The 26,278-nt window shown below is 71.1% G+C and carries 24 protein-coding genes; 8 read left to right on the top strand and 16 right to left on the bottom strand.

The annotated features are described in order from the left end of the window. The first annotated feature begins 47 nt into the window (after positions 1-47). The gene (locus NK718_RS03270; protein WP_254738591.1) at positions 48-1,463 is read left to right on the top strand and encodes a c-type cytochrome; all 1,416 of its coding nucleotides are present in this window, start codon (positions 48-50) and stop codon (positions 1,461-1,463) included. Between the two features lie 16 nt (positions 1,464-1,479). Here the strand turns inward: NK718_RS03270 and NK718_RS03275 are convergent, their stop codons facing one another. Genes NK718_RS03275 through NK718_RS03300 form a run of 6 tightly spaced genes read right to left on the bottom strand, consistent with a single transcriptional unit; the run spans position 1,480 to position 7,476 of the window. Beyond that, positions 1,480-3,084, bottom strand: coding sequence for a response regulator (locus NK718_RS03275; RefSeq protein ID WP_254738593.1), 1,605 nt, complete (start codon positions 3,082-3,084; stop codon positions 1,480-1,482). A 1-nt stretch (position 3,085) separates the two neighbouring features. Beyond that, positions 3,086-4,813, bottom strand: coding sequence for an ATP-binding protein (locus NK718_RS03280; RefSeq protein WP_254738595.1), 1,728 nt, complete (start codon positions 4,811-4,813; stop codon positions 3,086-3,088). Next, a complete protein-coding gene (locus NK718_RS03285) occupies positions 4,810-5,826 on the bottom strand; it encodes a SpoIIE family protein phosphatase (protein ID WP_254738597.1) in 1,017 nt (338 codons plus the stop codon). Before NK718_RS03285 ends, NK718_RS03280 begins: the two co-directional genes overlap by 4 nt. A 10-nt stretch (positions 5,827-5,836) precedes the next feature. Beyond that, the gene (locus NK718_RS03290; RefSeq protein ID WP_254738599.1) at positions 5,837-6,247 is read right to left on the bottom strand and encodes an anti-sigma regulatory factor; all 411 of its coding nucleotides are present in this window, start codon (positions 6,245-6,247) and stop codon (positions 5,837-5,839) included. Continuing rightward, complete coding sequence (locus tag NK718_RS03295; RefSeq protein ID WP_254738601.1) at positions 6,225-6,611, bottom strand: STAS domain-containing protein; 387 nt, start codon at positions 6,609-6,611, stop codon at positions 6,225-6,227. Before NK718_RS03295 ends, NK718_RS03290 begins: the two co-directional genes overlap by 23 nt. A 7-nt stretch (positions 6,612-6,618) precedes the next feature. Next, positions 6,619-7,476, bottom strand: coding sequence for an STAS domain-containing protein (locus tag NK718_RS03300; protein ID WP_254738603.1), 858 nt, complete (start codon positions 7,474-7,476; stop codon positions 6,619-6,621). Between the two features lie 283 nt (positions 7,477-7,759). Between NK718_RS03300 and NK718_RS03305 the strand changes: the two genes are divergently transcribed. Then, the gene (locus NK718_RS03305; protein WP_254738605.1) at positions 7,760-8,521 is read left to right on the top strand and encodes a Crp/Fnr family transcriptional regulator; all 762 of its coding nucleotides are present in this window, start codon (positions 7,760-7,762) and stop codon (positions 8,519-8,521) included. A gap of 28 nt (positions 8,522-8,549) precedes the next feature. On the opposite strand, the gene NK718_RS03310 is transcribed toward NK718_RS03305, so the two are convergent. Beyond that, positions 8,550-9,146, bottom strand: a complete 597-nt coding sequence (locus NK718_RS03310) for a sensor histidine kinase (protein ID WP_254738607.1) — start codon at positions 9,144-9,146, stop codon at positions 8,550-8,552. 152 nt (positions 9,147-9,298) lie between these two features. Here NK718_RS03310 and NK718_RS03315 point away from each other — a divergent pair, with 152 nt between their 5' ends. The 4 genes from NK718_RS03315 to NK718_RS03330 all read left to right on the top strand — a co-directional run bounded on the left by NK718_RS03315 (position 9,299) and on the right by NK718_RS03330 (position 14,849). After that, positions 9,299-9,709, top strand: a complete 411-nt coding sequence (locus tag NK718_RS03315; protein ID WP_254738609.1) for a response regulator — start codon at positions 9,299-9,301, stop codon at positions 9,707-9,709. Positions 9,710-9,970: 261 nt separating this feature from the next. Continuing rightward, a complete protein-coding gene (locus NK718_RS03320) occupies positions 9,971-13,501 on the top strand; it encodes a family 16 glycosylhydrolase (RefSeq protein ID WP_254738611.1) in 3,531 nt (1,176 codons plus the stop codon). Positions 13,502-13,566: 65 nt separating this feature from the next. After that, on the top strand, positions 13,567-13,749 hold the full coding sequence (locus NK718_RS03325; protein WP_254738614.1) for a DUF3008 family protein: 183 nt from the start codon (positions 13,567-13,569) through the stop codon (positions 13,747-13,749). An 86-nt stretch (positions 13,750-13,835) separates the two neighbouring features. Further along, positions 13,836-14,849 carry an aldo/keto reductase gene (locus tag NK718_RS03330; protein ID WP_254738616.1) on the top strand — a complete coding sequence of 338 codons (1,014 nt, stop codon included), beginning with the start codon at positions 13,836-13,838 and terminating at the stop codon, positions 14,847-14,849. 15 nt (positions 14,850-14,864) lie between these two features. Here NK718_RS03330 and NK718_RS21870 read toward each other — a convergent pair whose 3' ends face one another. Next, the gene (locus NK718_RS21870; protein ID WP_256515290.1) at positions 14,865-14,987 is read right to left on the bottom strand and encodes a hypothetical protein; all 123 of its coding nucleotides are present in this window, start codon (positions 14,985-14,987) and stop codon (positions 14,865-14,867) included. 193 nt (positions 14,988-15,180) lie between these two features. On the opposite strand from NK718_RS21870, the gene NK718_RS03335 reads away from it, so the two are divergent. Continuing rightward, complete coding sequence (locus NK718_RS03335; protein WP_254738618.1) at positions 15,181-18,606, top strand: acyl-[ACP]--phospholipid O-acyltransferase; 3,426 nt, start codon at positions 15,181-15,183, stop codon at positions 18,604-18,606. 4 nt (positions 18,607-18,610) lie between these two features. On the opposite strand, the gene NK718_RS03340 is transcribed toward NK718_RS03335, so the two are convergent. Next, on the bottom strand, positions 18,611-19,759 hold the full coding sequence (locus tag NK718_RS03340; protein WP_254738620.1) for an ArgE/DapE family deacylase: 1,149 nt from the start codon (positions 19,757-19,759) through the stop codon (positions 18,611-18,613). Continuing rightward, on the bottom strand, positions 19,756-20,955 hold the full coding sequence (locus NK718_RS03345) for a diaminopropionate ammonia-lyase (protein WP_254738622.1): 1,200 nt from the start codon (positions 20,953-20,955) through the stop codon (positions 19,756-19,758). Before NK718_RS03345 ends, NK718_RS03340 begins: the two co-directional genes overlap by 4 nt. Before the next feature lie 119 nt (positions 20,956-21,074). Here NK718_RS03345 and NK718_RS03350 point away from each other — a divergent pair, with 119 nt between their 5' ends. Beyond that, the gene (locus tag NK718_RS03350; protein WP_254738624.1) at positions 21,075-21,539 is read left to right on the top strand and encodes an Lrp/AsnC family transcriptional regulator; all 465 of its coding nucleotides are present in this window, start codon (positions 21,075-21,077) and stop codon (positions 21,537-21,539) included. A gap of 358 nt (positions 21,540-21,897) precedes the next feature. On the opposite strand, the gene NK718_RS03355 is transcribed toward NK718_RS03350, so the two are convergent. From NK718_RS03355 to NK718_RS03380, 6 genes are all read right to left on the bottom strand, one after another. Continuing rightward, the gene (locus NK718_RS03355; RefSeq protein WP_254738626.1) at positions 21,898-22,170 is read right to left on the bottom strand and encodes a ubiquitin family protein; all 273 of its coding nucleotides are present in this window, start codon (positions 22,168-22,170) and stop codon (positions 21,898-21,900) included. Between the two features lie 13 nt (positions 22,171-22,183). Next, complete coding sequence (locus tag NK718_RS03360; protein ID WP_254738628.1) at positions 22,184-23,266, bottom strand: WD40/YVTN/BNR-like repeat-containing protein; 1,083 nt, start codon at positions 23,264-23,266, stop codon at positions 22,184-22,186. A 163-nt stretch (positions 23,267-23,429) separates the two neighbouring features. Further along, complete coding sequence (locus NK718_RS03365; RefSeq protein ID WP_254738630.1) at positions 23,430-23,765, bottom strand: helix-turn-helix domain-containing protein; 336 nt, start codon at positions 23,763-23,765, stop codon at positions 23,430-23,432. Next, positions 23,762-24,121, bottom strand: a complete 360-nt coding sequence (locus NK718_RS03370; protein WP_254738632.1) for a type II toxin-antitoxin system RelE/ParE family toxin — start codon at positions 24,119-24,121, stop codon at positions 23,762-23,764. The genes NK718_RS03365 and NK718_RS03370 overlap by 4 nt, the downstream gene beginning before the upstream one ends. Positions 24,122-24,312: 191 nt before the next feature. Further along, the gene (locus NK718_RS03375) at positions 24,313-25,065 is read right to left on the bottom strand and encodes an SGNH/GDSL hydrolase family protein (RefSeq protein ID WP_254738634.1); all 753 of its coding nucleotides are present in this window, start codon (positions 25,063-25,065) and stop codon (positions 24,313-24,315) included. Further along, entirely contained in the window at positions 25,005-26,132 is a 1,128-nt protein-coding gene (locus tag NK718_RS03380; protein ID WP_254738636.1) for an OpgC family protein, read from the bottom strand. The genes NK718_RS03375 and NK718_RS03380 overlap by 61 nt, the downstream gene beginning before the upstream one ends. Positions 26,133-26,278: the final 146 nt, after the last annotated feature.

The following is a 26,278-nucleotide window of genomic DNA, read 5'->3' on the forward strand; positions in this document are numbered from 1 at the left end:
GCCGCGTCGCCGCTTCGCGTCGCCCCGAGGAAGGTGAGCCGGCGAGGATGCCCCGGATCCGTGACCTCGCCATCGCCGCCGCGCTCCTGGGAGCGGGCGGCCTGCTGTTCGCGATGTCGGGCTTCTACAGCGTGGCTGCGACGCGCGAGCACTGGCCGCCGGTGCGATGGTTCTTCGACATGGCGCTCGCCCGCTCGGTGCAGTTCCACGCGGCCGGCATCGTCGCGCCGAACCTCGACGACGCCCGCCTCGTCCGCAAGGGCGCGGCGCATTACGAGGGCAATTGCGCGCCCTGCCACGGCGCGCCGGAGGCGTGGCGCAACCCGTTCAGCCACCAGATGATGCCGGAGCCGCCCCACCTCGCCAGCACCGAGCGGTGGAGCGACGCGCAGCTGTTCTGGATCGTCAAGAACGGCATCAAGTACACGGGCATGCCGGCCTGGGCCGCGCAGAACCGGGACGACGAGGTCTGGGCCGTCGTGGCGTTCCTGCGCCGGCTCCCCGGACTAACCGGGTCGGACTACCACAGGCTCGCCTTCGGCGCCGCCCCGGCGCGCGACGGCTCTGACGGCGCGGCCAGGGAGGGCGAGGCGCTCGCGCAACGCGGCGCGCCCGCCGCGACCGCCTCCTGCGCGCGCTGCCACGGCACGGGCGAAGTGCCGGCCGACCCGGCATTCCCCCGGCTCGACGTGCAGCACGAGGCGGTGCTGTACAAGGCGCTCATGGCCTATCGCGAGGGCGAGCGCGCGAGCGGCATCATGCAGCCCGTCGCCGCGCTGCTGACCCCCGACGAGATGCGCGCCGTGGCGCGCTACTACGCCGGCCTGCGAGCGACGGCTCCGGCCACCATGGACGGAAACGCCGCCCAGCCGGACGGCTCCTCCGACGGCGCGACCCTCGCTCGCGAGGGCACGCCGCAGGGCGTGCCGGGCTGTGCCGTCTGCCACGATTCCGGCGCTCCGGGCGAGGCGCGGCCGGCGCTGGACGGCCAGCACGCCGCCTACATCGCCGAGCAGATCGAGGTGTTCCGCTCCGGCGCGCGGGCCAAGGGCGACGGCATCGTCATGACCGCCATCGCCCGGCTGCTGACGCCCGAGCAGGTCGGCGCCGTGTCGCGCTACTACGCGGGCCTGAAGCCGCGACCCCATTACGAGGCCGAGCCCGCGTCCCGGCCTGAAGACGCGGCGGCGCTCACCGGCCCGGAGCTTTTCATCCGCAACGGCTGCGGCGCGTGCCATCGGATCAGGGGCCTCGACGCGCGCGGCGAAGTCGGCCCGGACCTGACCCATGTGGGAAGCCGGCAGACCATCGCGGGCGGGCTGTTGCCGACCAACGCCGGCACGCTGGCCGCGTGGATCGTGGCCTCGCAGCATCTCAAGCCGGGCAACAAGATGCCGTCCTTCGAGAACCTCGAGGGCGCCGAGTTGACGACGCTGGCGACCTATCTCGCGGGCCTGAAATGACGCGCCTTGCGACCGGTCAGGACGCCGGCAGCGGGCGGCCCAGCTCCTCGCGCAGGCGGCGGGCCAGCTCGGCCGTCTCGAACGGCTTGCGCAGCAGCTTGCTGGCGCTGCCGATGCCGGCCAGCTCCTGCGTGTTGGCGTGGCCGCTGGCGAACAGGATCGGCAGGCGCGGGTGCAGGCGCTTCAGCTCGCGCGCCGTCTCCGCCCCGGTCATCCCGGGCATGGCGAAGTCCAGCAGCGCCAGGTCGAAGGCGTGCCGGCCCGCCAGCGTCAGCGCCTCCGCGCCGTCCGAGGCCACGAGCACGCCGTAGCCGAGCTCGCGCAGCATGTCGGTGAGGATGGAGCGCAGGTCGACGTCGTCCTCGACGAGCAGGACGGTCTCGTTGCGGCCGCGCTGCTCCACCTGCACGTCCGGCGCGGGCCGGTCGGCGGGCGTGTGGGCGACGGGCAGCATGATGCGCACCGTGGTGCCCTGGCCGACCGCGCTCTCGATGGTCGCCTCGCCGCCGAGCTGGCGCGCCATCCCGTAGACCTGGGAGAGGCCGAGCCCGGTGCCCTGGCCGGGCGGCTTGGTGGTGAAGAAGGGATCGAACGCCTTGGCCTTCACGGCCTCGCTCATGCCCGGGCCGTCGTCGATCACGCTGACGTCGATGAAGCCGCCGGCGTGGTGCGGGTCGGGCTGCGTGCGCAGCGTGATGTGGCCGCTGCCGCCCAGCGCGTCGCGGGCGTTGATGACGAGATTGACGATGGCCAGCTCGAGCTGGGTGGGGTCGACCATCACCACCGCCGCGCCGGGCATCAGGTCCGTGGCGATCGACACCGAGGGCCCGATGGACTGGCGCAGCAGCGACTGCATGCCCTCGATCAGCTCGTTGGCGTCGACGGCGTGGGCGTCGAGGTCCTGCGTGCGGGAGAACGCCAGCAGCTGCGAGATCAGCTTGACGCCGCGCTTGGCGGCGTTGAGCGCGTGCGTGGTGATCTCGATTACCTGCGGCTCGCGCGTGCGGCGCTCGATGAGGTTGAGGCCGCCGACGATGGCGGCGAGCAGGTTGTTGAAGTCGTGCGCGATGCCGCCGGTGAGCTGGCCCACCGCCTCCATCTTCTGCGACTGCACCAGCGCGGCCTCGGCCCGCATGCGCTCCTGCATCTCCCGGCGCAGGGCCTCGTTCATGCGCGCCAGCTCCGCCGTGCGCTCGGCGACGCGCTGCTCCAGGCTCTCGTTGACGCGGCGTAGCTCCAGCTCCGCTTCGCGCAGCCGGTAGAGCGCATGTACGGTGGCGGTCAGCTCCGCCGAGTCGGAGGGCTGCGTCATGTAGACGTCGGCGCCGCTCTCCAGGCCCTGCACGCGGTCCTTGCTCGCCACGAACGCCGCCGAGATCTGCAGCACGAGCACGCCGGGGAAGTCGTGCTTGATGCGCTTGCACACCTCGATGCCGCTGATGTCGGGCAGCTTCACGTCGAGCACGACGACGCCGGGCTGGCGCTCGGCGACCAATTTCAGCGCGGCGGCCCCCGTCTCCGCCTCGATCACCTCGTAGCCGGCGCGCTGCAGGGTGCGCGTCTTGGCGTAGCGGGCGGCCTCGGTGTCGTCGACGTTCAGGACAAGGCGTGAGTGCGGCATGTCATGGCCGTCCTTTCGTCGCAGCCGGCGCGAGCAGCGGCAGCAGCGCGTCGCGGGAGAGCGCGTCCTTCGAGAGAAGGGCGCGCGATCCCTCGAACGCGGCGCGCAGGCCTGCGTCGATGGTGTGGGAGGTCAGCACGACCACCGGAATGGCGGCTGTCTCCGGTTCTGCGCGCAGGGCGCGCATCACGCCGACGCCGTCGAGCACCGGCATGTGGACGTCGAGCACGATCACGTCCGGCGTCCAGGCGCGCGCGCGTTCCAGCGCCTCCGCGCCGTTGACGGCCTCGGCCAGTTCGAACCCTGGCGCGGAGCCCAGGATCTGGCGCACGACGTAGCGGAACGAGGCGTCGTCGTCGACGACCAGCACGCGCACGGCGTCGCGGCCGGCGGCGGGCGACGCGACGAAGTTCACAGGGATCGAGAGGGTGAAAACGGAGCCGCGCCCCACGCCGCTCTCGACATCGATGCGGCCGCGCAGGAGCTGCGCGAGCCGGCGCGACAGCGGCAGCCCCAGGCCGGTGCCCTTGGCGCGGCCCTGGATGCCGTTCTCGAGCTGCACGAACTCGTCGAAGATGCGGTCCAGGTTCTCCGGGGCGATGCCGATGCCGGTGTCGGCGACCGTGAACACCATCTCGTCGGTCGCGGCGGCGTGGCGCACGCTCACGCGCACGCTGCCGGCCTCGGTGTATTTCAGGGCGTTGGAGATCAGGTTGCGCAGGATCTGCGCCAGCTTGCCCTCGTCGCTGACGAGGTCGGGCAGGCCGGACGCGTCCTCGAAGATCAGCGGCACGGCCTCCGAGGTCTGCAACGGCCGCATCGCCCCGCGCAGGCCGCCGATCAGCGCCTCGACGCCGAAGCGGCCGACATGCACGTCGAGCTTGCCGGCCTCCACCTTGGCGAGGTCCAGCAGGTCGTTGACCAGCTCGCTCAGCGTTTCCGCCGACTGCCGGATGTAGCCCACCTGCCGCGCCTGCTCGGCCGAGAGGTCGCCGTCGAGGCGGTCGAGCAGCAGCCGCGAGATGGCGAGGATGGAGTTCAGCGGCGTGCGGAACTCGTGGCTCATGTTGGAGAGGAAGCGCGTCTTCAGCTCGCTGGCCTGGCGCAGCTGCTCGGCCTTCTCGTCCAGCTCGGCGTAGAGCGCGACGACGCCCCGGTTGGTGTCCTGCAACTCGCGGCCGAGCTGCACCAGCTCCTCGTTGCGCTCGCGCAGTTCCGCGAGGCTCGCCATGAGGTCGCGGTTCTGGTCGGCGAGCACGCCCATCGCGTCGGGGTGGGGATCGCTGCGGGCGATCTCGGCGGCCAGCCGCCTGGCGTCCGCCGGCGCGAGGGGCCCGGAGCGCGCCGGGCGCGCCTTGCGCATGACCACCGTCGTGCCGCCGCCGTCCGAGGTCTGGACGTCGACCTTGTCCATCAGGCGGCGCGCGCCGGTGAGCCCGAAGCCGCGGCCGCCGTCGAGCACGTCGGCGAGGTCGCGGATGCCGGGGCCGTGGTCGACGACGCGCACGACGAGGTCCTGGCGGAGGTCGCGCTCGTCGAGAGCGAATTCGGCGACGCCCGAACCGGCGTAGCAGAAGGCGTTGCGGGCGATCTCGGAGACGGCGGTGGCGATGCGGGTCTGGTCGCGCGACTCGAAGCCGAGCTGCCCGGCCAGCGTGCGGGCGAGCTGGCGCACCGCCACCACGTCGCCCTCCTGGCGGATGTTTCGGGAGAGAAGCAGCCGGCTCATGTCGGGTCCCGCCACACGAGGACGGTGGCGTCGTCGCGTTCGCGGGCGAAGTCGCGCCACAGCACGCCCGCGACCAGGGCCGGGTGGCCCGAGGCGAGGCCCGGATAGCGGTCGAACGACCAGCTGGCCGACACGCCATCCGAATGCATGATCACGCAGTCGCCCGGCGCATAGGGGTAGTCGACGGTCTGGATGCGACGCGCCACGACGCCGGCGGTGCCGTTGTGCGACAGCAGGCGGCGCGCGGACGCGCCGTTGACGATGGCGCCGGCGATGTTGCCCACGCCGCAATACCGGACCCGGCCCCCGGCCCGGTCGATCTCCGCCACTGCGACGGCCGCGCCGCGCGTCGAGCGCAGGCCGGCGTGCAGGCGCTCCACCAGCGCCGTCGGGTCGGTCTCCCGCGCCGCCTGGGCCATGAATACGCGCACGGCGGCGGTCGAGGCTTCGGCGGCGGCGGGCCCGTGGCCGAGGCCGTCGGCGACGAGCAGGCGCGTGACGCCGCCTGGGCCCTCCGCGACGGCGTAGGCGTCGCCGCACACGTCCTCGCCGGGCTTGGGCGTCGACACCGCCGCCCACACCGGCTCGCGGGAGATCGCCGGCGGCGGGCCCGGCGGCTGCCGCGACAGCCGCGACAGCACCACCGCTCCCTTGTCCGGCCACGAGGCGATGTCCATGGCGCGGGACTGGCGGCGGATCGCGCCGAGGCCCTGTCCGGCGCTGCCGGCCGTGGAGAAGCCGTCGCGCAGGCAGGCTTCGACATCGGCCAGGCCGCGCCCGGCGTCGACGGCCAGAAGCTCGATCTCCTCCTCGTCGCCGTGGGTGGCGAGGCTCGCCAGGATGCTGCCGCCGGAGCCGTGCTTGACGAGGTTCGAGGCGAGTTCGGTGGCGACGATGGCGGCGTGCCCTCGCGCGGTCTCGTCGAAGCCGATGCGGTCGGCGAGCGCGACCACCTTCCGCCGGGCCTCCGCGACCTGGCTGGCGTCCTCGACGGAAATGACTGTCGTGCTCATGCACTCACTTTCAGGTCCAACGCGCGATGACGATGCGAGTGCCGACTCCGGGCGTGGATTCGATGGAAAATTCGTTGGACAACCGGCGCGCGCCGCTGAGCCCGAGCCCCAGGCCCTTGCCGGAGCTGTAGCCGTCCTTCATGGCCAGCTCGATGTCGGCGATGCCGGGGCCGTTGTCCTCGAAGGTCAGCCGGACGCCGCGCCGGCCGCCATTCTGGACGATCTCGATCCTCACCTCGCCTCCGCCGCCATAGTCGAGCGTGTTGCGCGCCAGCTCGCTGGCCGCGGTGACGATCTTGGTCTGGTCCACAAGCCCGAGTCCGATTTCGAGCGCGCGGGATCTGACCTCCTGACGCACCCGCACGACGTCGTCGGCGGTGCGGATCGACATCACGTCGTCACGGCCGGTGGGCACGGTCACGACCGAGCGCCCCAAGCCGGTTCTGGATCAGGAGCATTCCCCGTTCGACGTTGAGCGCGGTCTTGACGCCGGTGAGCCCCAGCCCGAGCTCGACCAGCGTGATGGCGACGGCCGGCTGCATGCCGACCACCACGGTCTCGGCGTCGAGCATGCGCGACACGGCGGCGATGTTGTCGAGCATGCGCCCGATGAAGCTGTCGACGATCTCGAGCGACGAGATGTCGATGAGCACGCCGCGCGCGCCGGTCGTGGCGATCTTCTGGGTGAGGTCGTTTTCGAGGGCGATGGCGATCTGGTCGTGGATATCGACCTGGATGGTGATGAGCAGCGCGTCGCCCATCTTGAGGATCGGAATGCGGTCCATGGGAGCCTCAGGCGAGACCGGCCCGCGGTTCGGGCGCGGTCGAGATGACGCGCAGCCCGACCCGCTGGAACGCCAGCGCGAGCGCGTCGGCGAGGCTCGCCTTCGAGACGACGTTCAGCTCGACGCCGAGATGCACCATCGTCTGGGCGATCTGCGGGCGGATGCCGCTGATCAGGCAGTCGGCGCCCATCAGGCGGGCCGCCGCCACGGTCTTGAGAAGGTGCTGGGCGACCAGCGTGTCGACGGTGGGCACGCCGGTGATGTCGATGATGGCGATCTCCGCCGAGTACTCGACGATGGATTGCAGCAAATTCTCCATCACCACCTGCGTCCGCTCGCTGTCGAGCGTGCCGATGAGGGGGAGGGCGAGGATGCCGCCCCACAGCCGCACCACCGGTGTCGACAGCTCGGCGATCTCGCGCTGCTGGCGGATGATGACTTCCTCGCGGCTGCGCTGGAACGTCTCGATGGTGAACAGCGCCAGCCGGTCGATGAAGGCGGTCAGCGCCATCATGGTCTGCGCCTGCTCGGCCGGGCCGAGCTGCCGGCCGATCAGCTCGAACAGCGGCAGCTTCACCGCGAGCACGAAGTTCGACGTCTCGCTCGGGGTGAACCCCTGCAGCGCGCGCGAGCGCGACAGACTGCCGAGCATGTCGTGGATCGGCCCCAGCTGGGCGGAGTCCCCGGGCTTGAACATCTCCGAGGCGGCCAGCTCGAGGAAGCGGCGGCACTCGGTCTCGAGCTCGGATTCCTTGATCCGCCCGGTCTGCAGCGTTCCGTCCGCCTTGAGCTTGACCACCCACTCGCGCGTGACCTCGCCCAGATTGTCCGTCACGATGCGTGACAGGTCCTTCTCGTTCGTCATTGCCCGCTCCTGGCGCTTCGGCTCCACGAACCGCCAAGGGGAGCGCGCCGACGCGATCCGCTCAGATGTCGATGAAGGGGAAAGCGTGTCCGGCTCGTGATTGGCCCGCATAACAATGCGGCGGAACGGCGAAGGTTTCGCCCGTTCGAAAATTTTATCGCGTCGGCGCGGGCCGTCTGGCGAGCCGCCGCGGCTCGGGAACCCGCATTGCCGCCGCGCCGCTCCGGCAGGCGGCGGCGATGGCGCGCATGCAACGGATTTTGCGGATCGTCGTTGTGTCGACATGCCGAACGATGTCGCGAACAGATTGCTGGCGGCCCTTCCCGAGCGCGACTGGGCGCGCCTTCAGGATCGGTTCCGGATCGTCGACCTCACGCTCGGCAAGGTTCTGTTCGAGGCCAACCAGCGGATCGAGCAGCTTCTCTTCCCGCTGAAGGGCGTCATCTCCACGGTCGCCACGTTCGAGAACGGCGCGGAGGTGGAGATGGCCACCACCGGCAACGAGGGCATGGTGAGCGTGGCGGCGGCGCTGAGCAGCGACACCGCCATCAACCGCAGCCTCGTCCAGGTGCCCGGCTGCGCGCTGGCCATCGACTACGCCGAGTTCAGGCGGGCGGAGAAGGAGTTTCCCTCGTTCCGCGAGACGCTGCTGATCTATACGCAGGCATTCCTGGCCCAGACGCTGCAGACCGTGGCGTGCAACGCCGTCCATTCGGTGGAGGAGAGGGCGTCGCGCTGGCTCCTGATGACGCACGACCGCGCCGGGCAGGACACGTTCGTGCTCACCCAGGAATTCCTCGCCGAGATGCTGGGGGTGAGCCGGCCGGCCGTCAGCATGGTGGCGCGGTCGCTCCAGAAGGACGGGCTCATCCAGTACAACCGGGGCGTCGTGCGGATCGTCGACCGGCCGGCCCTCGAGGCGTCCTCGTGCGAGTGCTACTCGATCATCCGCGCCCAGTACGAACGCCGCCTCTTCCGCATCCTCAACGCGAACGGCCACGGCCCCATCGGCGCCGCCGGGAAAGGGCAGACCGCCGAGGCCTAGGGGCTCGAACCCCTAGCCCGCCGGCGCGTCAGTCCGCCACGCGAATTCTCACGGAGGTACCGTTCGCCACATGGATTTCGAGGGAGCCGCCGACCTGCGCCACGAGGCGACGCACGAGGTCGAGCCCGAACCCGTGCCCCGGCGCGGCGGCAGGCTTGAAGCCGTCGCCGTCGTCCTGCACCAGCAGCACCAGTTCGCCGCCGACCCGCAGCAGCCCGACGGTGACCTCGCCCTTGCCGTCGGGGAAGGCGTGCTCGATGGCGTTGGAGACCAGCTCGTGGACGCTCAAGGCCAGGATGGCCGTCAGCCGCTCGGGCACCTCGACATGCGGGTCCGCCGAAAGGGACACATTGATCCCGCGCGTCGCGCCGAGCCGGTTCCAGAACGCGACGGTCTCGGCGAGGTAGTCGGCGAACGCCGTCGTCCCGGCCGCCGCCAGCCTCTGCTGGAGGAGGGCCAGGGAATTGACGACGTCGGCGACCCACTCGAGATGATGCCGCGCCTCCTCGGACGTCGTCGACCCCAGGCGATGCCGGATCAAGGCGGTGATCAGCTGAAATGAGTTCGCGAATCGATGCCGAAGTTCGTCCAGGGCCAGCTGTTGTTCAGACTCGTCGATGCTCATGTGCCCCCGTGGCCGGCTTGGCCTGTCTTTGGACAACTTGTCGCATGCGCGACGACATGTCTGTAAACAACTTTACACCCGCGTCGCTTTCGCGTCTGACTTCGCGTTAGTGAATTGTTTTCAGAGACTTGGTGGCCGGAAGGGGCGCCTGAATGCGCGTGATGATCGTCGAGGACGAGCCCATCCTGGCCTTCGAGCTCGACGCGCTGGTCGAGGAGGCCGGCCATGAGTCGGCCGGTTGGGCGTGGGACGCCGCGAGCGCCATCGCGCTGGCGACCGAGCGGCGGCCGGACCTCGTCCTGCTCGACCTTCGCCTCAAGGACGGGCTGACGGGCCCGGAGATCGCGCGCGTCCTGTCCAGCGATCTCGGGCTCCGGCTGCTGTTCGTGACCGGCGATTTCTCGTTGATTCCCGTGGGCTTGGCCAATGTGGTGGGCGTGCTGGCGAAGCCCATCGAGGCCCCACGGCTGCGCGAGGCGCTGGCCTATGCCGACGGCCTCGCCTCCGGCCGCGCCGACATCCCGTTCCCCACCGGCCTGCGGCCGAGCCCCCGCACAATCTGATCGACACGCCGGCCGCTTTCGCAGCCCGCGCCCCGGGCGCAACCGATGCCGCGCGCCGCGATTCCGGCGTGCGCGCTACCTTATCGCGGAGCGTCTTTGAACAAGCTTCAAACCATCTTGCCGTAAGGTAAGTAGAAGAAGAAGCAAAAATCAAATCTTACGCTGCATCCGTATTCCCACGACTTGCATCGTCGACGTCCTCCCCTGACAGAATTGTCGCGAAACAAAACGACCCAATTCGTCCAGGCGCGGAGGTTCGCGATGACATTTGTGCTGCCCGATTCCTACCGCCTCGTGCTCGGCGACGAGTTCGACCGACTGCAGCTGGCGGGCGGCACGGTGTCGTGGAACACCACGATGCCCGGCGGTCTGCGCAATATCGGCAGCACCGGCGAGAAGCAGATCTATCTCGACGACAACAGCACCACGCTGAATTCCGGCGCGATCATCCCGATCGATCCGTTCACCTTCGACGGCGACGTGATGACCATCACCGCCAACCCGACGCCGACGGACCTGCTGGCGGCGACGGGCAACTTTCCCTACACGTCGGGCGTCGTGAACACCGCGACGCAGTTCGAGTTCCGCTACGGCTACGCGGAGATCCGCGCCGAGATCCCGGCCGGCAAGGGGCTGTGGCCGGCCTTCTGGCTGCGCTGGGCGGATGGCGGCCGCTCGACCGAGATCGACATCTTCGAGGCGCTCGGCCAGACGCCGAACTACCTCTACCAGACCGTCCACTGGAACGACGGCACGGGCGACCAGATGGACAAGACGGTGCGCGCCACCGTCGCCGACCTGTCGGCCGGGTTCCACACCTACGGCATGAACTGGACGCCGGACACCATCACCTTCTACCTCGACGGCGTCCAGATGGGGCAGATGAAGACCCCGGCGGTGATGTCGACCGACATGTATGTCGTCGCCAACCTCGCCGTGGGCGGCTGGCCGGGCCTGCCGGACTCCACCACGCACTGGCCGGCCGAGTACAAGATCGACTACATCCACGTCTACCAGGACGCCTCCGCCCTCGCGCCGCTGTCGGTGCGCGGCACGGAAGGCGGCGAGACGCTGTCGGGCGGCGACGGCAACGACGAGGTGCGCGGGCTCGGCGGCGCGGACAGCCTCTACGGCAATCGCGGCGACGACTTCATGCTGGGCGGCGACGGGGCGGACCGCATGCTCGGCGGCATCGGCGCGGACACGCTGGAAGGCGGGGCGGGGGCCGACAGCCTGTTCGGCAACATGGGCGACGACGTCTTCATCATCGACACCGGCGACGCGCCGACCGAACTCGCCAACGCCGGTTTCGACACCATCCAGACCGGCCTCGCGGCGTACACGCTGACCGCCAATTTCGACGCGCTCGTCTACACGGGGGTCGGCGCGTTCCGCGGCATCGGCAGCCAGCTCTCCAACAACATGGTGGGCGGCATCGGCAACGACACGCTCACCGGCGGCGGCGGCAACGACACGATCCACGGCGGGGCGGGCAACGACTCGCTCTACGGCGACGTCGGCGACGACTTGCTGGTGGCGGGCGCGGGCGCCGACAGCCTCACCGGCTACTCGGGCAACGACACCTTCGCGGTGTTCGCCCAAGCGACGGCCTCCACCGCCCTCATCAACGAGTTCACGCGCGGCGCGGACCGTCTCGACCTGCGGGGGCTGGGCGTCACCACCTTCGCGCAGGCCATGGCGATCGCGCAGGCCAGCGCCGACGGCAGCCACACCATCTTCTCCGCCATGAACGAGACGGTCACGGTCCGCTGGATCACGCTGCAGTCGTGGACCGAGGCCGACTTCGTGCTCGGCGCGCCGGACTCGGTGACGCTCGGCAACGTGCGGGTGAGCAACCCGGACTTCGCCGAGAACCAGGCGGGCGGCACGCTGGTCGGCGTGCTGCTCGGCGACGCGAACTCGCACGGCGCGGCGCTCAGCTACACGCTGGAGGACGACGCCGGCGGAAACTTCGCCGTCGTCGGGCGCACGCTCGTGGCCACGGGCCCGCTCGACTACGAGGCCGGCGCGACGCGCGACGTCGTCGTCCGCGTCACCGACGAAAGCGGCGCGACGCGCCTCAGCACGGTGCGCGTCAACATCCTCGACGCCAATGACGCGCCCGCCATGACCGCCGCCGCGTCCGGCGGCCTCGCCGAGAACGCCACCGGCCAGACCGTGCTGCGCCTCGCCGCCACGGACCAGGACGCCGCAGACAACACGGGGGGCGTGTTCGACGGCGCGTTCCAGTTCGTCTCGGGCACCAACGACAACGCGCTCTTCGCGATCTCCGGCAACGCGCTGGTGTATCGCGGCCCGGCGCTGGACTTCGAGGATCCGGCCGCGCAGCGCAGCTTCGTGGTGGATGTGCAGGCGATCGACGGGGCGGGCGCGATGTCGGGCACGCAGCGCGTGACGCTGACGCTGGCCGACGTCAACGAGGCCCCCGCGGTGCAGGGGCCGACGACGGGAAGCTTCGCCGAGAACGCGACCGGCGTCGCCGTCGCGACGTTCACGACGACCGACCCGGACGCCGGCGACGCGGCGACGCTGCGCCTCGTGGCAGGCGCGGCCGACAACGCGCTGTTCAGCGTTTCCAATGGCACGTTGAGCTATGTCGGGCCGGCCGTCGATTTCGAGAACGCCGCCGCCAAGAAGAGCTTTACGGTGGCGCTGGAAGCGGTCGACGGCTCCGGGCTGGTATCGCCCGCATGGACGCTCGCCGTCGGCGTCACCGACGTCAACGAGGCCCCCTCGGCGCTGAAGCTGTCGTCCTCCACCGTCGCTGGCGGCGCGCCGGCCGGCGCGGTGGTCGGCGCGCTCTCGGCGCTCGATCCCGACGCCGGCGACGTGCTGGCCTACTCGCTCGTCGACTCCGCCGGCGGAAAGTTCGCGGTGGTCGACGGGTCGCTCGTCACCACCGCCCCCCTCGACCAGACCTCCTACACGGTCACGGCGCTCGCCACGGATTCCGGCGGGCTGACCACGCAGGCGAGCTTCGCCATCTCGGTCGTCTACAGCGGGGTCAGCATCACCGGCACGAGCGGAAACGACGCCATCACGCCGACGTCGACGGTCGCCGGCCAGCGCCTGCCGAGCTACGGTGCGGACACCATCTCGGGCCTGGGGGGCAACGACACGATCGACGGCGGCGGCGGCGGCGACAGCATGATCGGCGGCGCGGGCGACGACCGCTATGTCGTGGACTCCGCCGGCGACAAGGTGTCGGAAGCCGCCAAGGGCGGCACCGACACGGTGCTCAGCGCCATCGACTACACGCTCGGGGCCAATGTCGAGAACCTGACCCTGACGGGCGGGGCGGGGCGGGCGACCGGCAACGACCTCGCCAACGCGCTGACGGGAACGGCGGGGGCCAATAGTTTGGCCGGCATGGGCGGCAACGACTCGCTGTCCGGGCAGGCGGGCGCCGACCGGCTGGACGGCGGCGCCGGCGCGGACCGCCTCTCCGGCGGCGCGGACGCGGACACCTTCGTGTTCGCCTCGGCGGCGCAGATCGGCTCGGCCCAGTCGTCGCGCGACGTGATCGTCGACTTCGAGAGGGGCCTCGACCACATCGACTTCTCCGCCATCGACGGCTCGTCGGCGGGCGGCTTCCAGCATCTGCTCTACGGCGGGCAGACCAGCTCGGTGCTGGCCAACAAGATCACCTGGTACCAGTCGGGCGGCGTCACCATCATCCAGGGCGACACCGACGGGAAGGCCCAGACGGTGGAGTTCCGCCTGGAGCTGACCGGCCTCAAGGCGCTCCAGGCGTCCGACTTCATCCTCTGACGGCCCCGCCGGAACGGGCGCGTCACGCGCCCGTTGGTACCGGTCCGACGAGATGGGAGGCGAGGATGCCCGCCAAGTCGAAGAACCAGCAGATGGCCGCCGGAATCGCGCTGGCGGCCAAGCGCGGCGAGAAGCCGAAGTCGAGCCTCAAGGGCGCGTCGAAGAGCATGGCCGAGTCGATGAGCGAGAGCGAACTGGAGAAGTTCGCCCACACAAGCCGCAAGGGCCTGCCGCGCAAGAAAGACTAGGAGGCAAGTCGCCGCTCCCCCCCGCGGGCGTTGACGCGGCCGCCGGTCGCCGGGTCGAATGGGCGCGCACAGGAGCGCCGCCCCGGATGATCGAGACCGTCGAGCTTGCCCCCGACTACCGCGTGTCGCGCATCGTGCGGGGCGGCTGGCAGCTTCACGCCGCCGCGACGCCGGACATCGAGGCGGAGGCCGCCAAGGCGCTGCGCTTCGTTGAGGCCGGCGTCACCGCCTTCGAGACCTCCGACACCTACCGCCATGTCGACGCGGCGCTGGCGCTGGCGCTGGACCGTCGCCGCGCCGCCGGGCTGCCCTTGCCGCGCGTTCACGCAAGGCTGACGCTGCCGTGCGACGTATCGGTCGGGCGAGCGGCCATCGCCGCGCGGCTGGGCCTGCCGACGCTCGACCTCGTGCAGCTGCAGAGCTGGGCGCTCGACGAGGACGCGCTCGCCGGCGCGGCGCTGCGCCTGAGGGAGGAGGCGGCGGCGGGCCGCCTGCGTCATTTCGGGCTGATGAACATCGGCGAGGACACGCTGGAGCGCCTGCTGCGGCGCGGCGTCCGGCCGCTGACTCTGCAGGCGCAGCTCTCGCTGCTCGACCGCCGGGCGTTGCCCCGGCTCGCGGAGGCGGCACGGGCGGAAGGCGTGTCGCTGCTCGCCTACGGCACGCTCGCCGGCGGCTTCCTCCATGAGAGATGGCTGGGCCGGCCCGATCCCGGCGCGCGGCCCACGGCGGCCACGCCCTTCCACGCGGAATACCGCGCCGTCATCGAGGCGTTCGGCGGCTGGGGACTCTACCAGGAGCTGCTGGCCGCGCTCGCATCCGTCGCTGCCCGCCACGGCGCGCGGGTGGCGACGGTCGCGACCCGCTGGGCGCTGGACCAGCCGAACGTCGCGGCGGCGCTGGTCGGGTCCAGCGACCCGGCGCGGGCGCGGGAATGGGCGGACATCTTCGCGCTGCGCCTCGACGACGCGGACCGCGCGCGCCTCGACGCGGTGCTGGCGCGCTCCGAGGGGCCGACTGGGCAGGTGGGCGGCCTCGAACGCGACGGCGAGAGCCCGCTGGCGCGGGCCATCGCGGCGAGCCGGGCGAGCGTGGCGTGAGGGTAGGCCGGACGGTCAGCGCAGCCTGGGGCCGGGGCGCTCGCGGAACTGGATAAAGGCGAGGCCGGAGAGCAGCAGGGCGACGACGGCCGCCGCCGCCAGCAGATCCAAAAACGTGAAGAAACCCAGTCCTGTCAAAGTCCGATTCCTTCGCCGGGGGATGGCTTCAGCGTAGCCGGGGCCCCCGCTCGGTCAATTTACAAACGCTTAAGCGATTCGCTGATCCTCCGCTCCGTCGCGCTTACGCCCGGATGCGGACATTTTCGCTCTCCCGTATCGGTGGTAAGGAACGGTCGCCAGCCGACCGAAGGGCTCCGGCACGGGAGTGGACATGTCTGACAGTCTTCTGCGCACGCGTCGTTTCGCGCCCCTGTTCTGGTGCCAGTTCTTCTCCGCCTTCAACGACAACTTCCTCAAGAACGCGCTCGTCACGCTGATCGTGTTCGTGCTGGTGCTCGAGCAGGGAGAGCAGCTGGTCCAGATCGCCACCGCGATCTTCATCGCGCCGTACTTCTTCCTGTCGGGCATCGGCGGCGAGATGGCCGACCGCTACGACAAGGCGCTCATGGCGCGGCGGCTGAAGTTCGCGGAGATCTTCGCGGCGCTGGTCGGCGCGACCGGCTTCGTGCTGCACTCGGTGCCGATCCTGATGGCGACGCTGGGCCTGTTCGGAATCATCGCGGCGCTGTTCGGGCCGATCAAGTACGGCATCCTTCCCGACCACCTGAAGACGGAGGAGCTGCCGGCCGGCAACGCGCTCGTCGAGAGCGCCACCTTCATCGCCATCCTTCTCGGCACCATCGCCGGCATCAAGGCGGCCCGGGTGGCCGAGGACCCGTTGTGGATCGCCGGTCTGTTGATGGTGTTCGCGCTGGCCAGCTGGGGCTCGGCGCGGCAGATCCCGCTGGCCGGGGAGAAGGCGCCGAACCTGCGCGTCAATCCCAACATCATGGCCTCTACCGTCGGGCTGATCCGCGACGTCTGGCATGACACGCGCCTGTGGCGCGGCACGCTGGCGGTGAGCTGGTTCTGGATCGTCGGGGCCATCGTCCTGCCCCTCATCAGCACGCTGGTGCGCAACAGGCTGGGCGGCGACGAGAACCTCTACATCGCCTTCATGGCCATCTTCTCGGTGTCGATCGCGCTCGGCTCCGGGCTCGCCGCGTGGATGTCGCACGGCCGCATCATCCTGCTGCCCACGGTGATCGGCGCGGTGCTGATGGGCGTCTTCGCCGTCGACCTGGGCCTCGCGACCTGGGCGGCAAGGCCGGGCCCCGAGCTTGTCGGCGCGTTCGCCTTCTTCGCCACCGGCAACGGCGTGCGGATCGGCATCGACGTCGCCGGCCTAGCGCTGGCCGGCGGCCTGTTCGTCGTGCCCACCTTCGCGGCGGTGCAGTCCTGGGCGGGAGAGGACCATCGCGCCCGCGTGATCGCCGCCGGCAACGTCATCCAGGCGCTGCTGATGACCTGCGGCGCGCTCGCCGTGGCGGCGCTCCAGTCGGCCGGCGCGACCGAGGCGCACATCATCCTCGGCCTTGGCGTTCTCAACTTCGCGGTGGCGGCGGCGACGCTGACCCTGCTGCCGGTGCGCGTGTTCCGCGACTTCCTGTCGATCCTCTTCCGCGCCGTGTACCGGATGGAGGTCACGGGGCTCGAGAACTTCGCCAAGGGCGGGCGCAACCCGATCATCGCGCTCAACCACGTCAGCTTCCTCGACGCCGGGCTCGCTTTGTCGCTGACCGACCGCGACCCGGTGTTCGCCATCGACCACACGACCTCGCAATACTGGTGGGTCAAGCCGTTCCTCAAGCTGACGCGCGCCATGCCGCTCGACCCCACCAAGCCGATGGCGGTGCGCACGCTGATCCACACCGTCGAGGCGGGCGAGCCGCTGGTCATCTTCCCGGAGGGGCGCATCACCGTCACCGGCAGCCTGATGAAGGTCTATGACGGGGCGGGGCTGATCGCCGACAAGTCTGGCGCGATGGTGGTGCCGGTGCGCATCGACGGGCTGGAGGCGACGCCGTTCTCGCGCCTGTCGGCCAAGCAGGTGCGCCGGCGCTGGTTCCCCAAGGTCCGCGTCACCGTGCTGGAGCCGGTGAAGCTCGGCGTCGATCCCGAGCTGAAGGGCAGGGCGCGCCGCCAGGCGGCGGGCGCGGCGCTCTACGGCGTGATGTCCGATCTCGTGTTCCGCACTACCTCGACCGACCGCAGCGTCTTCGAGGCGGTGGTCGAGGCGGCGTGCATCCACGGGCCGGGGCGCGTCGCCATCGACGACCCGGTGAGCGGGCCGCTGAGCTACCGCCGGCTGCTCGCGGGCGCGCGGGCGCTGGGGGCGGAGCTGTCGGGGCTGGCCAGGGAGGGCGAGACGGTCGGCGTGCTGCTGCCCACCTCCAACGGCGCGGCGGTGACGCTGCTCGGCCTGATGTCGGCGGGGCGCGTGCCCGCCATGCTCAACTTCACCGCCGGCGCCGCCAACCTGCTGGCGGCCTGCAAGGCGGCGCAGGTGACGAGCGTGGTCACCTCGCGCGCCTTCGTCGAGAAGGGCCGGCTGGAGCCGCTCGCGGCGGCGCTCGGCGAGCAGGTGCGTCTGGTGTGGCTGGAGGACGTGCGCGCCAAGATCGGCCGCGGCGCGCGGCTAAGGGCGCTGCTGGCCTGGAAGCGCCCGCTGGCCCGGCGCAAGGCGGACGACCGGGCGGTGGTGCTGTTCACCTCCGGCACCGAGGGCTCGCCGAAGGGCGTCGTGCTGTCCAACCGCAACCTGCTCGCCAACGCCGCGCAGGCGGCGGCCCGCATCGATTTCGGCCGCACCGACACCGTGTTCAACGTGCTGCCGGTGTTCCACTCGTTCGGGCTGACCATCGGCCTCGTGCTGCCGCTGGTGTCGGGCGTGCGGGTCTATCTCTATCCGTCCCCGCTGCACTACCGCATCGTTCCGGAGCTGGCCTACGGCGTCAACGCCACCATCCTGTTCGGCACCGACACCTTCCTCGCCGGCTACGCGCGCTCGGCCCACCCCTACGACTTCCGCTCGCTGCGCTACGTGCTGGCCGGGGCCGAGCCGGTGAAGGAGCCGACGCGGCGCGCCTGGATGGAGAAGTTCGGGCTGCGCGTGCTGGAAGGCTACGGCATCACCGAAACCGCGCCGGCGCTGGCGCTCAACACGCCGATGTTCAACCGCTTCGGCACGGTCGGGCGCTTTCTGCCCGGCATGGAGATCCGGCTGGAGCCGACGCCGGGCGTGCCGGACGCGGGCCGGCTGTTCGTGCGCGGCCCCAACGTCATGCTCGGCTATGTGCGCGCGGAGAACCCCGGCGTGCTGGAGCCGCCGCCGGACGGCTGGCACGACACCGGCGACATCGTGTCGGTGGACCGCGACGGCTTCGTCACCATCAAGGGCCGCGCCAAGCGCTTCGCCAAGATCGGGGGCGAGATGGTGTCGCTGGCCGCGGTAGAGGCGCTGGCCTCCGAGCTGTGGCCGAGCGCGCTGTCGGCGGTGGCGGCAACGCCCGACCCGCGCAAGGGCGAGCGGCTGGTGCTCGTCACCGACATGCCGGGAGCCGACCGCGCCGCCTTCGTGGCGTTCGCCAGGGCGCGCGGCGCGGCGGACCTGATGGTGCCGGCGGAGGTCGCGCCCGTGCCGAAGGTGCCGCTGCTCGGCTCCGGCAAGATCGACTACGCCGCCGTCGCTCGGCTGGTGCGCGAGCGCGAGGCCGCGAACGCCGCGGCGGCGGCGTCGCGACAGGCCACCGCCTGAGCCCTCAGGCGTCGCCCCGTCCGAAGGCGAGGGCGGTCTCCGTCAGGATGTCGGCGAGCCGGCGCACCGAGGCGGCGGTGGCCCACTCGGTCGCGGCGTGCGCGCCGCCGCCGTCCGCCCCGAACATCACGCACGGGATGCCGGCCGCCTGCAGGATGGCGCAATCGGTCCAGAACGGCTCGCCGCGCCGCTTCGGCGGGCCGCCCAGCGCGCGCGTCGCCGCGCGGTCGAGGGCGCGCACGATCGGCTCGCTCTCGGCGACCTCGAACGGCGTGCGCTCCAGCCCGGGCGCGATCTCCGCGACGAATTGCGCATCCTCGGCGGCGATTCCGTCCAGCAGCGCGCGCAATTCGGCGAGCACGGAGGCGGTCGTCTCGCCCGGCACGGTGCGCCGTTCGATCGACACAACGCACTCGGCCGGATAGCTCGACAGCTCCTCGCCGCCCCGGATCAGCGAGGCGTGCACCGAGCCCGAGCCGAGGATCGGATGGGTCGGCCGCGCCCGCAGCGAGAGGTCGTAGCCTTCAAGCGCGGCGAGGAACTTGCCGGCCTTGACGATGGCGTCGACGCCCAGCTCCGGCCGCGAGCCGTGCGCGGCCTTGCCCTTCACCGTCACGTCGAACCAGATGAAGCCCTTGTGCGCCACCGTCAGCTCGAGATGGCTCGGCTCGGTGACGATGGCGGCGTCCGCCGTGAAGCGGGCGGCGACCTCTTCCGTCCCGGCCGAGGCGTATTCCTCGTCGGCGACGCAGGCGACCAGGATGTCGCCCGCCGCGCCGGCGGCGCGGGCGCGCGCGGCGGCGACCATCATCGCCGCGACGCCGCTCTTCATGTCGAACGCGCCGCGCCCGAAGACCTTGCCTTCGCGCAGCTCGGCGGCGAGCGGGTCGCCGTCATAGCCGGCCAAGGTCACGGTGTCGTAGTGGCCGTTGAACATCAGCGAGCGGCCGCCGCCCGCGCCGCGCGACACGCCGACGACGGAGGGACGGCCGGGCCGCGCCTCCAGCCGGAAAACCTCGAAGCCGCGCGCCGCCAGCCAGCCCGAGCAGAAATCGGCGATGGCGGCCTCGCCCGCGCCGCCCGGCACGAGGTCGGGGTTGACGCTGTCGATGGCGACGAGCTGGCGCAGGAGGTCGACGGGATCATCGGTCATGGCGAAACCTTCGGAGTGGCGACGGAACGGGGATCGAGCCCGGTGAGCCGGGCATAGAGGGCGGGGTCGGTCGCGCCTTCGCTGACGACCAGCAGTACGCGCGCGTCCGGGCCCAGCCCGAGCGCCGCGCTGGCCTTCTCGTCAGCGAGGCATTCGAGCAGGCCGGCGAGGCCCGCGCCGCCGCTTTCGCCGGCGACGATGGCGGGGTCGCCGTCCTGGGGCAGCGCCAGCGCGCGCATCGCCTCGACGGCGCGCTCCTCCGGCGCGGCGACGAAGGCGTGGGCGCGCGCCGCCAGGATCTCGAAGGCGAGGCGCGACGGCTCGTAGCATTCCAGCATCGCCATCACGGTGGGCTCGTCGTGCGGCACGACGGTCGGCCGCCCGGCCCTGGCGCTCGCCAGCAGGCAGGCGGCGCGGGCCGGCTCCACCACCACGATGCGCGGGGCGCGCGGCCCGTACACTTCGGACGCGTGCATCGCCACGGCGGCGGCGAGGCCGCCGACGCCGGCCTGCAGGACAATGTGGGTCGGCGCGTCCGGCAGCGCGTCGAACGCCTCGCCGGCGAGCACCGTGTAGCCCTGCATGACGTCGAGCGGGATGTCCTCGTAGCCCTCCCACGACGTGTCGGACACCACGGTCCAGCCCTGCGCCGCCGCCTGCCGCGCCGCCTCGACCACGGAGTCGTCGTAGGAGCCCGCGACCCGCCGGATCTCCGCGCCGAAGCCGGCGATGGCGTCGGCGCGCGCCTGGCTGACGCCCTGGTGGACGAACACCACCGAGCGGCACCCGGCGAGCCTTGCGCCGGCCGCCACCGAGCGGCCGTGATTGCCGTCAGTGGCGCAGGCCATGGTCATGCCGGCGGCGACAAGGCGCACGGCCTCCGATTGAAGCTCCTCCGGCCGCAGGGTGCGGCCCAAGGCCGCCTCGGCGGCGGCGATGACGAGCCGCATCACGGCGTAGGCGCCGCCCAGCGCCTTGAAGCTGCCGAGCCCGAGCCGCTGGCCCTCGTCCTTGACGAAGAGCGCGCCCAGCCCGAGCCGCGCCGCGAGGCCGGGCAGGGCGACGAGCGGCGTCGGGCGATGGCGCGGGCAGGCGGCGAGATAGTCTTGCACCCGCGCCCGGCCGGCCGGGCCGAGCGCCTCGCGCAGCCGCTCGCGCGGCGGCGGGGCGGCGTGGGGATCGTGGACGAGGATCATGACGGGCCTCCGGATCGACCGCGCAACGATAATGCGCCGCCCGCGGGAAAAGGACGCTATATAGGGGCGCTGCGCGGGCCGAAATTGCGCCGGGCCCGCCGAAATCCGGACCTCGGCCCATGACCCTCGACAGCTTCGACCGCCGCATCCTCGCCCTCCTGCAGGACGACGCGGCGACGCCGCAGCGCGTCATCTCCGAGAAGGTGAACCTGTCCTCGTCGGCGGTGAACCGCCGCATCGCGGCTTTGTTCGAGGCCGGCGTGGCGCGCCGGCAGACCGTGATCGTCGATCCCGCCAAGGTCGGCCGGCCGATCACCGTCATCGTCGAGGTGACGGTGGAGAGCGAGCGCCTCGACCATCTCGACGCCGTGCGCGACCGGCTCGTCGCCTGCCCGGCGGTCAACCAGGTCTACTACGTCACGGGCGAGGTCGACTTCGTCGTCATCCTGACCGCCCGCGACATGGGCGAATACGAAGCGCTGACGCGCGAGCTGTTCTTCGCCGAGGGCAACGTCAAGCGGTTCCGCACCCTCGTCGTCATGGACCGCGCCAAGGTCAGCCTCGACGTCCCGCTCGAGGAGTGACGCCGCGCGGCCCAAAGGGCGGACCTCGGTCCGCCCGTGCACCCCAAAGGGCGGGCTTCGCACGCCCCCGTTCCCGGAGCCCCGCAGCGTTTGCGGAGGGGCATCCGGGATCCAGCGCATGGATGCTGCCGCGCAGCGGCGCTCCATTGAAAAGGCCATAAGGACGCGCTGCGCGCGACATATTGCGCTGGGCCCCGGCTCCGGTTCCGCTGGCGCTGCACCGGGCCGGGGACGGGCGGGCCGTTGGCCCGCGCTCTGGGATTGCCCGGCGACGCGCTGCAAACGACACACCCAGGTCCGCCCGCTCCGAAGCCCTGTCTCGGACGGGGCCGTGACCTGGGCCACCGTCGCCCGAAACCTAACCCCCGCTGATGGCGGTCAGGACGTAGACGTCCGCGCCCGGCGGCAGCGTGGCGTCGAGGCCGACGCGGCGGCCGGCGACGAAGACGTTGATGTGGCGGCGGATGGCCGGGCGGGAGTCGCAGAAGCAGTCCTTCAGCCCCGGCCATTGCGCGTCGAGCCGGTCCATCATCTCCGCCACAGTGGAGGCCTCCACGGCGAGAAGGCGCGGCGCGTCGGGGAACATGGTGGCGACGAGCGCCGGCAGCCGCACCTGCACGCTTCCGGTCATGGCGCGCCCCCGGTCAGCCGGGGCGCGCCAGCGTCTCGACGGAGAGGATGCCGGGCAGGTGGCTCGCCACCTGCGTCCAGCTCTCGCCCTCGTCGGCGCTGGCGTAAAGCTCGCCGGAAGTCGTGCCCATGTAGACGCCGGCCGGCTCCAGCGTGTCGGTGGCCAGCGCCTGGCGCAGCACCGAGAGATAGGCGTTGTGCTGCGGCAGTCCGGCGCGCAAATCCTGCCACGTCTCGCCGCCGTCGCGCGTGCGCCACACGGCGGCCTTGCCCTCCGGCATGAAGCGGCCGGCGGTGTCGCCGTTGAGCGGGGCGAGGAACAGCGTGTTCTCGTCGCGCGGATGGGCCGCCGCCGGGAAGCCGAACGTGGAGGGCAGGCCCGCCTCGATGCTGCGCCAGTTCCGCGCCGCGTCGTCGCTGCGGTACATGCCGCAATGGTTCTGCTGGTAGAGCCGGCCGGAGGAGCCCGCCGCCCGCACCAGGCAGTGGACGCACTGGCCGAACTCCGGGTAGCGCTGGTCCTCGGGCAGGAAGTCGCAGCGCGTGCCGCTGTTGCGCGGCTCCCAGCTTCGCCCGCCGTCGGCGCTGTGGAACACGCCGGCGGCCGAGATCGCCACCCAGATGCGGTCGTGGTCGTCGGGGTCCAGCACCATCGAGTGCAGGATCAGCCCGCCCGCGCCGGCCTGCCACTCCGGCCGCGAGGGGTGTTCGCGCAGGCCCGCCACGTGGCTGAAGCTCTTGCCGCCGTCGCGGCTCTCGAACAGGCCCGCCGGCTCGACGCCGGCATAGAGCGAGCCGTTGCGCAGGCCGAGGCTCCACACGGCGCGCACCGGCGTCTCGCCCTCGGGATAGGCGAGGCCCTGGCTGGAATGGCTCCAGCTACGGCCGGCGTCGTCGGAGCGCCAGACGGCCGGGCCGAACCACTCGTTGCCCCCGCCGGCGTAGATCGTGCCCGTCGCCGGGTCGCCGACCACATGGTTCATCGGCCATGTCTCGCAGAACGGGCCGCGCAGGCTCCACTCCTTGCGGGCCGCGTCGCTTTCCAGCACGAACGCGCCCTTGCGCGTCCCCACCAGGATGAGCACCGTGTTCGCCATTCGCGTCCTCCCGTCCGCGCCGCGCCCCCGCGCACGCGCCGGCCTGTCGCATCACCGGGGTTGACTCCGGTGGGCGGGCCGGCCGGCGCGCGGGCGCATCCCAGCACGCGGGGGCGGGCGTCGCAACCGCGAGCGAGGCCGGCTCAGCGGCCGGGGGCGACGCCTACATCACGGCGTCGATGCCCTTGTGGGAGACGAGCGAGAGCAGCTTCAGCGAGGGGCCGCTCGGCCGTTTTTCCCCGCGCTCCCACTGGCTGATGAGAGTCGGGGTCACGTTCAGCACCATGGCGAAGGTCGCCTGGCTCATCTTGGCGTCTTCGCGGATGTGCTTGATCTCATCGGGCGCAAGCGGCGCGACCGGAGTGAGGCAGGCCGCATCGAAATGCCGCATGGTGGCCTTGTCGACGACGCCCGCCGCGTGCAGGTCCGCGACGGCGGAATGCAGCGACCGGAGCGCGTCGCTCCGGAACGTCTTCTTCTGACGAGGGGGCTTAGTCATTCGATCTTGATCCATTCTGTCCTGGCCGCCTCTTTCTTGCGGGGTGAAAGCCCGGCCAGGAGCTTCGTGAAGTCGTTGTAGGCGTCGCGTTCGTGGCGCGTGATGGTCGCCTGTTCGTTCTTCGGGAACACGTGCAAGAAGACGATATCGTCGCCGTCGCGAAAATACATGATGGCGCGCGCGCCGGTCGCCTTCCCTTGTCCCTGTCGAGCGACGCGCTGCTTGACCAGGAATGCCCCGAGCCTCGCATCGATGTTGCCTTCTCTCGCCCGGCGCGCGGCGTCGAGCAAGTCTTCAGGGTTGATGCCCGCCTTCCTAATGAGACGAAAACAATGTTTCGTGGCAAATGTCGGCATCAAAACTCCGACTATAAGTGCGTGAAAGAATCGTCATCAGTAAATTTACTTCCCATGCCTCAAAGGCATCTCCACCATATCGAAGGTCGCCGCATCTTCGAGTTCAAGGATCGCGCTTCCCGCGCGCCTCTTCCATGGATAGCTATTATGTATAACACACAGTGTTATATTTCAAGTGAGACTGCGCCGGCTCAGCGGCCGGGGGTCAGCGTGCGACTGATCGCCTCGGCCAGCAGTTCGGGCGTGCAGCCGCGCTTGGCGGCGAGCGGGTCGGCCGGGTCGTCCGGGGCCTTGCGCCCGTCGAGCGCCTGGGTGATGGCGTAGCGCGGAAACAAGTTGACGCCCGAGCGGCCGGAGACGTCGCCGATCGCCGCGACGATGTCCCAGTAGGCCTTCTCGTGGTCGACGCCGGCGACGTAGAGCGGGTCCATGACGATGACGTCGACGGGCTGGCCCTTCAGCCAGTCGAGCGCGCGGGCCAGCGTCTCGCCGAAGACGGCCGGCTCGGTGCCGGCCACGGCGTCGGGCGTCCCGACCTGCCAGATCAGCAGGTCCGGGCTTTCGTGGACCACATCCTCGCGGATGCGGGCGAAGGCGTCGCCGACCAGCGCCGCGCTGCGGCCCTCGTCCAGCACCTCGAAGGAGATGTTCGGCAGGCGCGCCTCGAGCCCGCGCAGCAGGCGCGCCCGCCGCCGTTCCGAGAGCACGGGGCCGGCGATGCCTGGCCCCACCACGGCGATCTTCACCGGCCGCGTCTCGCGGATGGCGGCGCGCACGCGCGGCAGGTCGGCGGGCAGGGAGAGGAGCTTGTCGGGAACCTGGCAGTTAGGCGGTACGCCGGCGCGGGCGGGCGACGCCGCCGGCGCGAGGGCGCACGCGAGGATCAGGCAGACTGCCTGGACTCTTCGCGCGCCTTCCTGGTGCCAAGTCCGTTGCGATGCCATTCGAGTCCGGTCGCCAAGCCGATCTGGAGCATAAGGCCAAGCGCGACCAAAAGAAAATCAACCGCCGCGCCGCGCTCCGCGCCCATGCGGAACACCTGCGCGCCGATGCTGAGCACGGTGCCGACGCAGAACACCGGCAGCGAGTGGCGGCCCATCAGCAAGAGCGGCGCGGCCAGCGCGCTGCGCGACAGCCAGCCCTCGATCGACAGCCGCGAGACCACGTAGAAGAGCGCCAGCGCGTGGAGCAGCCGGGGCAGGGTGAGCTGGGCCTTGTCGAAGTCCCACATGAAGCGCGGCAGCGGCGACAGGTCGCCGTCGAAATTGTAGCCGGTACGCACCCACACCAGCGAGCCCAGCAGCAGCGCCGCCGCGCCCCACAACAGCACCCGCGAGGTCCGGGCGGGGCCGCGCCGCGTCCGCAGTCCGCACACGAGGCCGATGGTGAACAGCAATTGCCAGGCGAGCGGGTTGAAGTACCAGGCGTCCGCGCCGGGATAGCTCGGCAGCTTCAGGTGCAGCAGCTGCGTCGCGACGTAGAGCAGGCCCGCGCCGAACAGCGCCAGCCGCCCGTCGACCAGCGCCAGGCTGATCAGCGCCGGGGCCAGCAGCATCATGGCGATGTAGAGCGGCAGGATGTTCAGGTAGGCCGGTTGCAGCCCCAGCGTGGCGATGCCGATCAGCGCCTCCATCGGCGACTCGACGATCTGGTCGAACTGCGTGGCTTCCAGCAGGCGGATGTCGTTGGTGGACAGCACGGCGAAGCTGACGACGGCCGCGCAGGCGATCAGCACCGTGAGGTGCGCCATGTAGAGCTGCCAGATGCGCAGGAGGATGGAGCCGACCGGGCGGGCGAAGCCGTCGACTTGCACCCGCGCGGCGTAGGCGAACGCGACGCCGATGCCGGCCAGGAACACGAACGCCTCGGCGGCATCCGAGAAGCCGAAATTCTTGTGAGTCAGCGATTCGAGCGGATTGCCCGGGACGTGGTTGATGAAGATCGTGGCGAGCGCCACCCCGCGCCAGAAATCGACGCTGGCGATCCGGTTCTGCCGGTTGCCTGCCACCATGGTCGTGATTCCCTAATGAACACACCCGATGCCCCCGACGCGTGGCGACAACAAGGCGGCGTGGCCATATTTCCGGCCGGTCCCGATCACAAGCGCGGGAGCGCGCCGTTCATCCCCCGTTCAGCCGGGCGCGGCTTAATGGCGCG

Origin of the sequence: Alsobacter ponti, from assembly GCF_024294805.1 — a bacterium.
Taxonomy (GTDB): domain Bacteria; phylum Pseudomonadota; class Alphaproteobacteria; order Rhizobiales; family Beijerinckiaceae; genus Alsobacter; species Alsobacter ponti.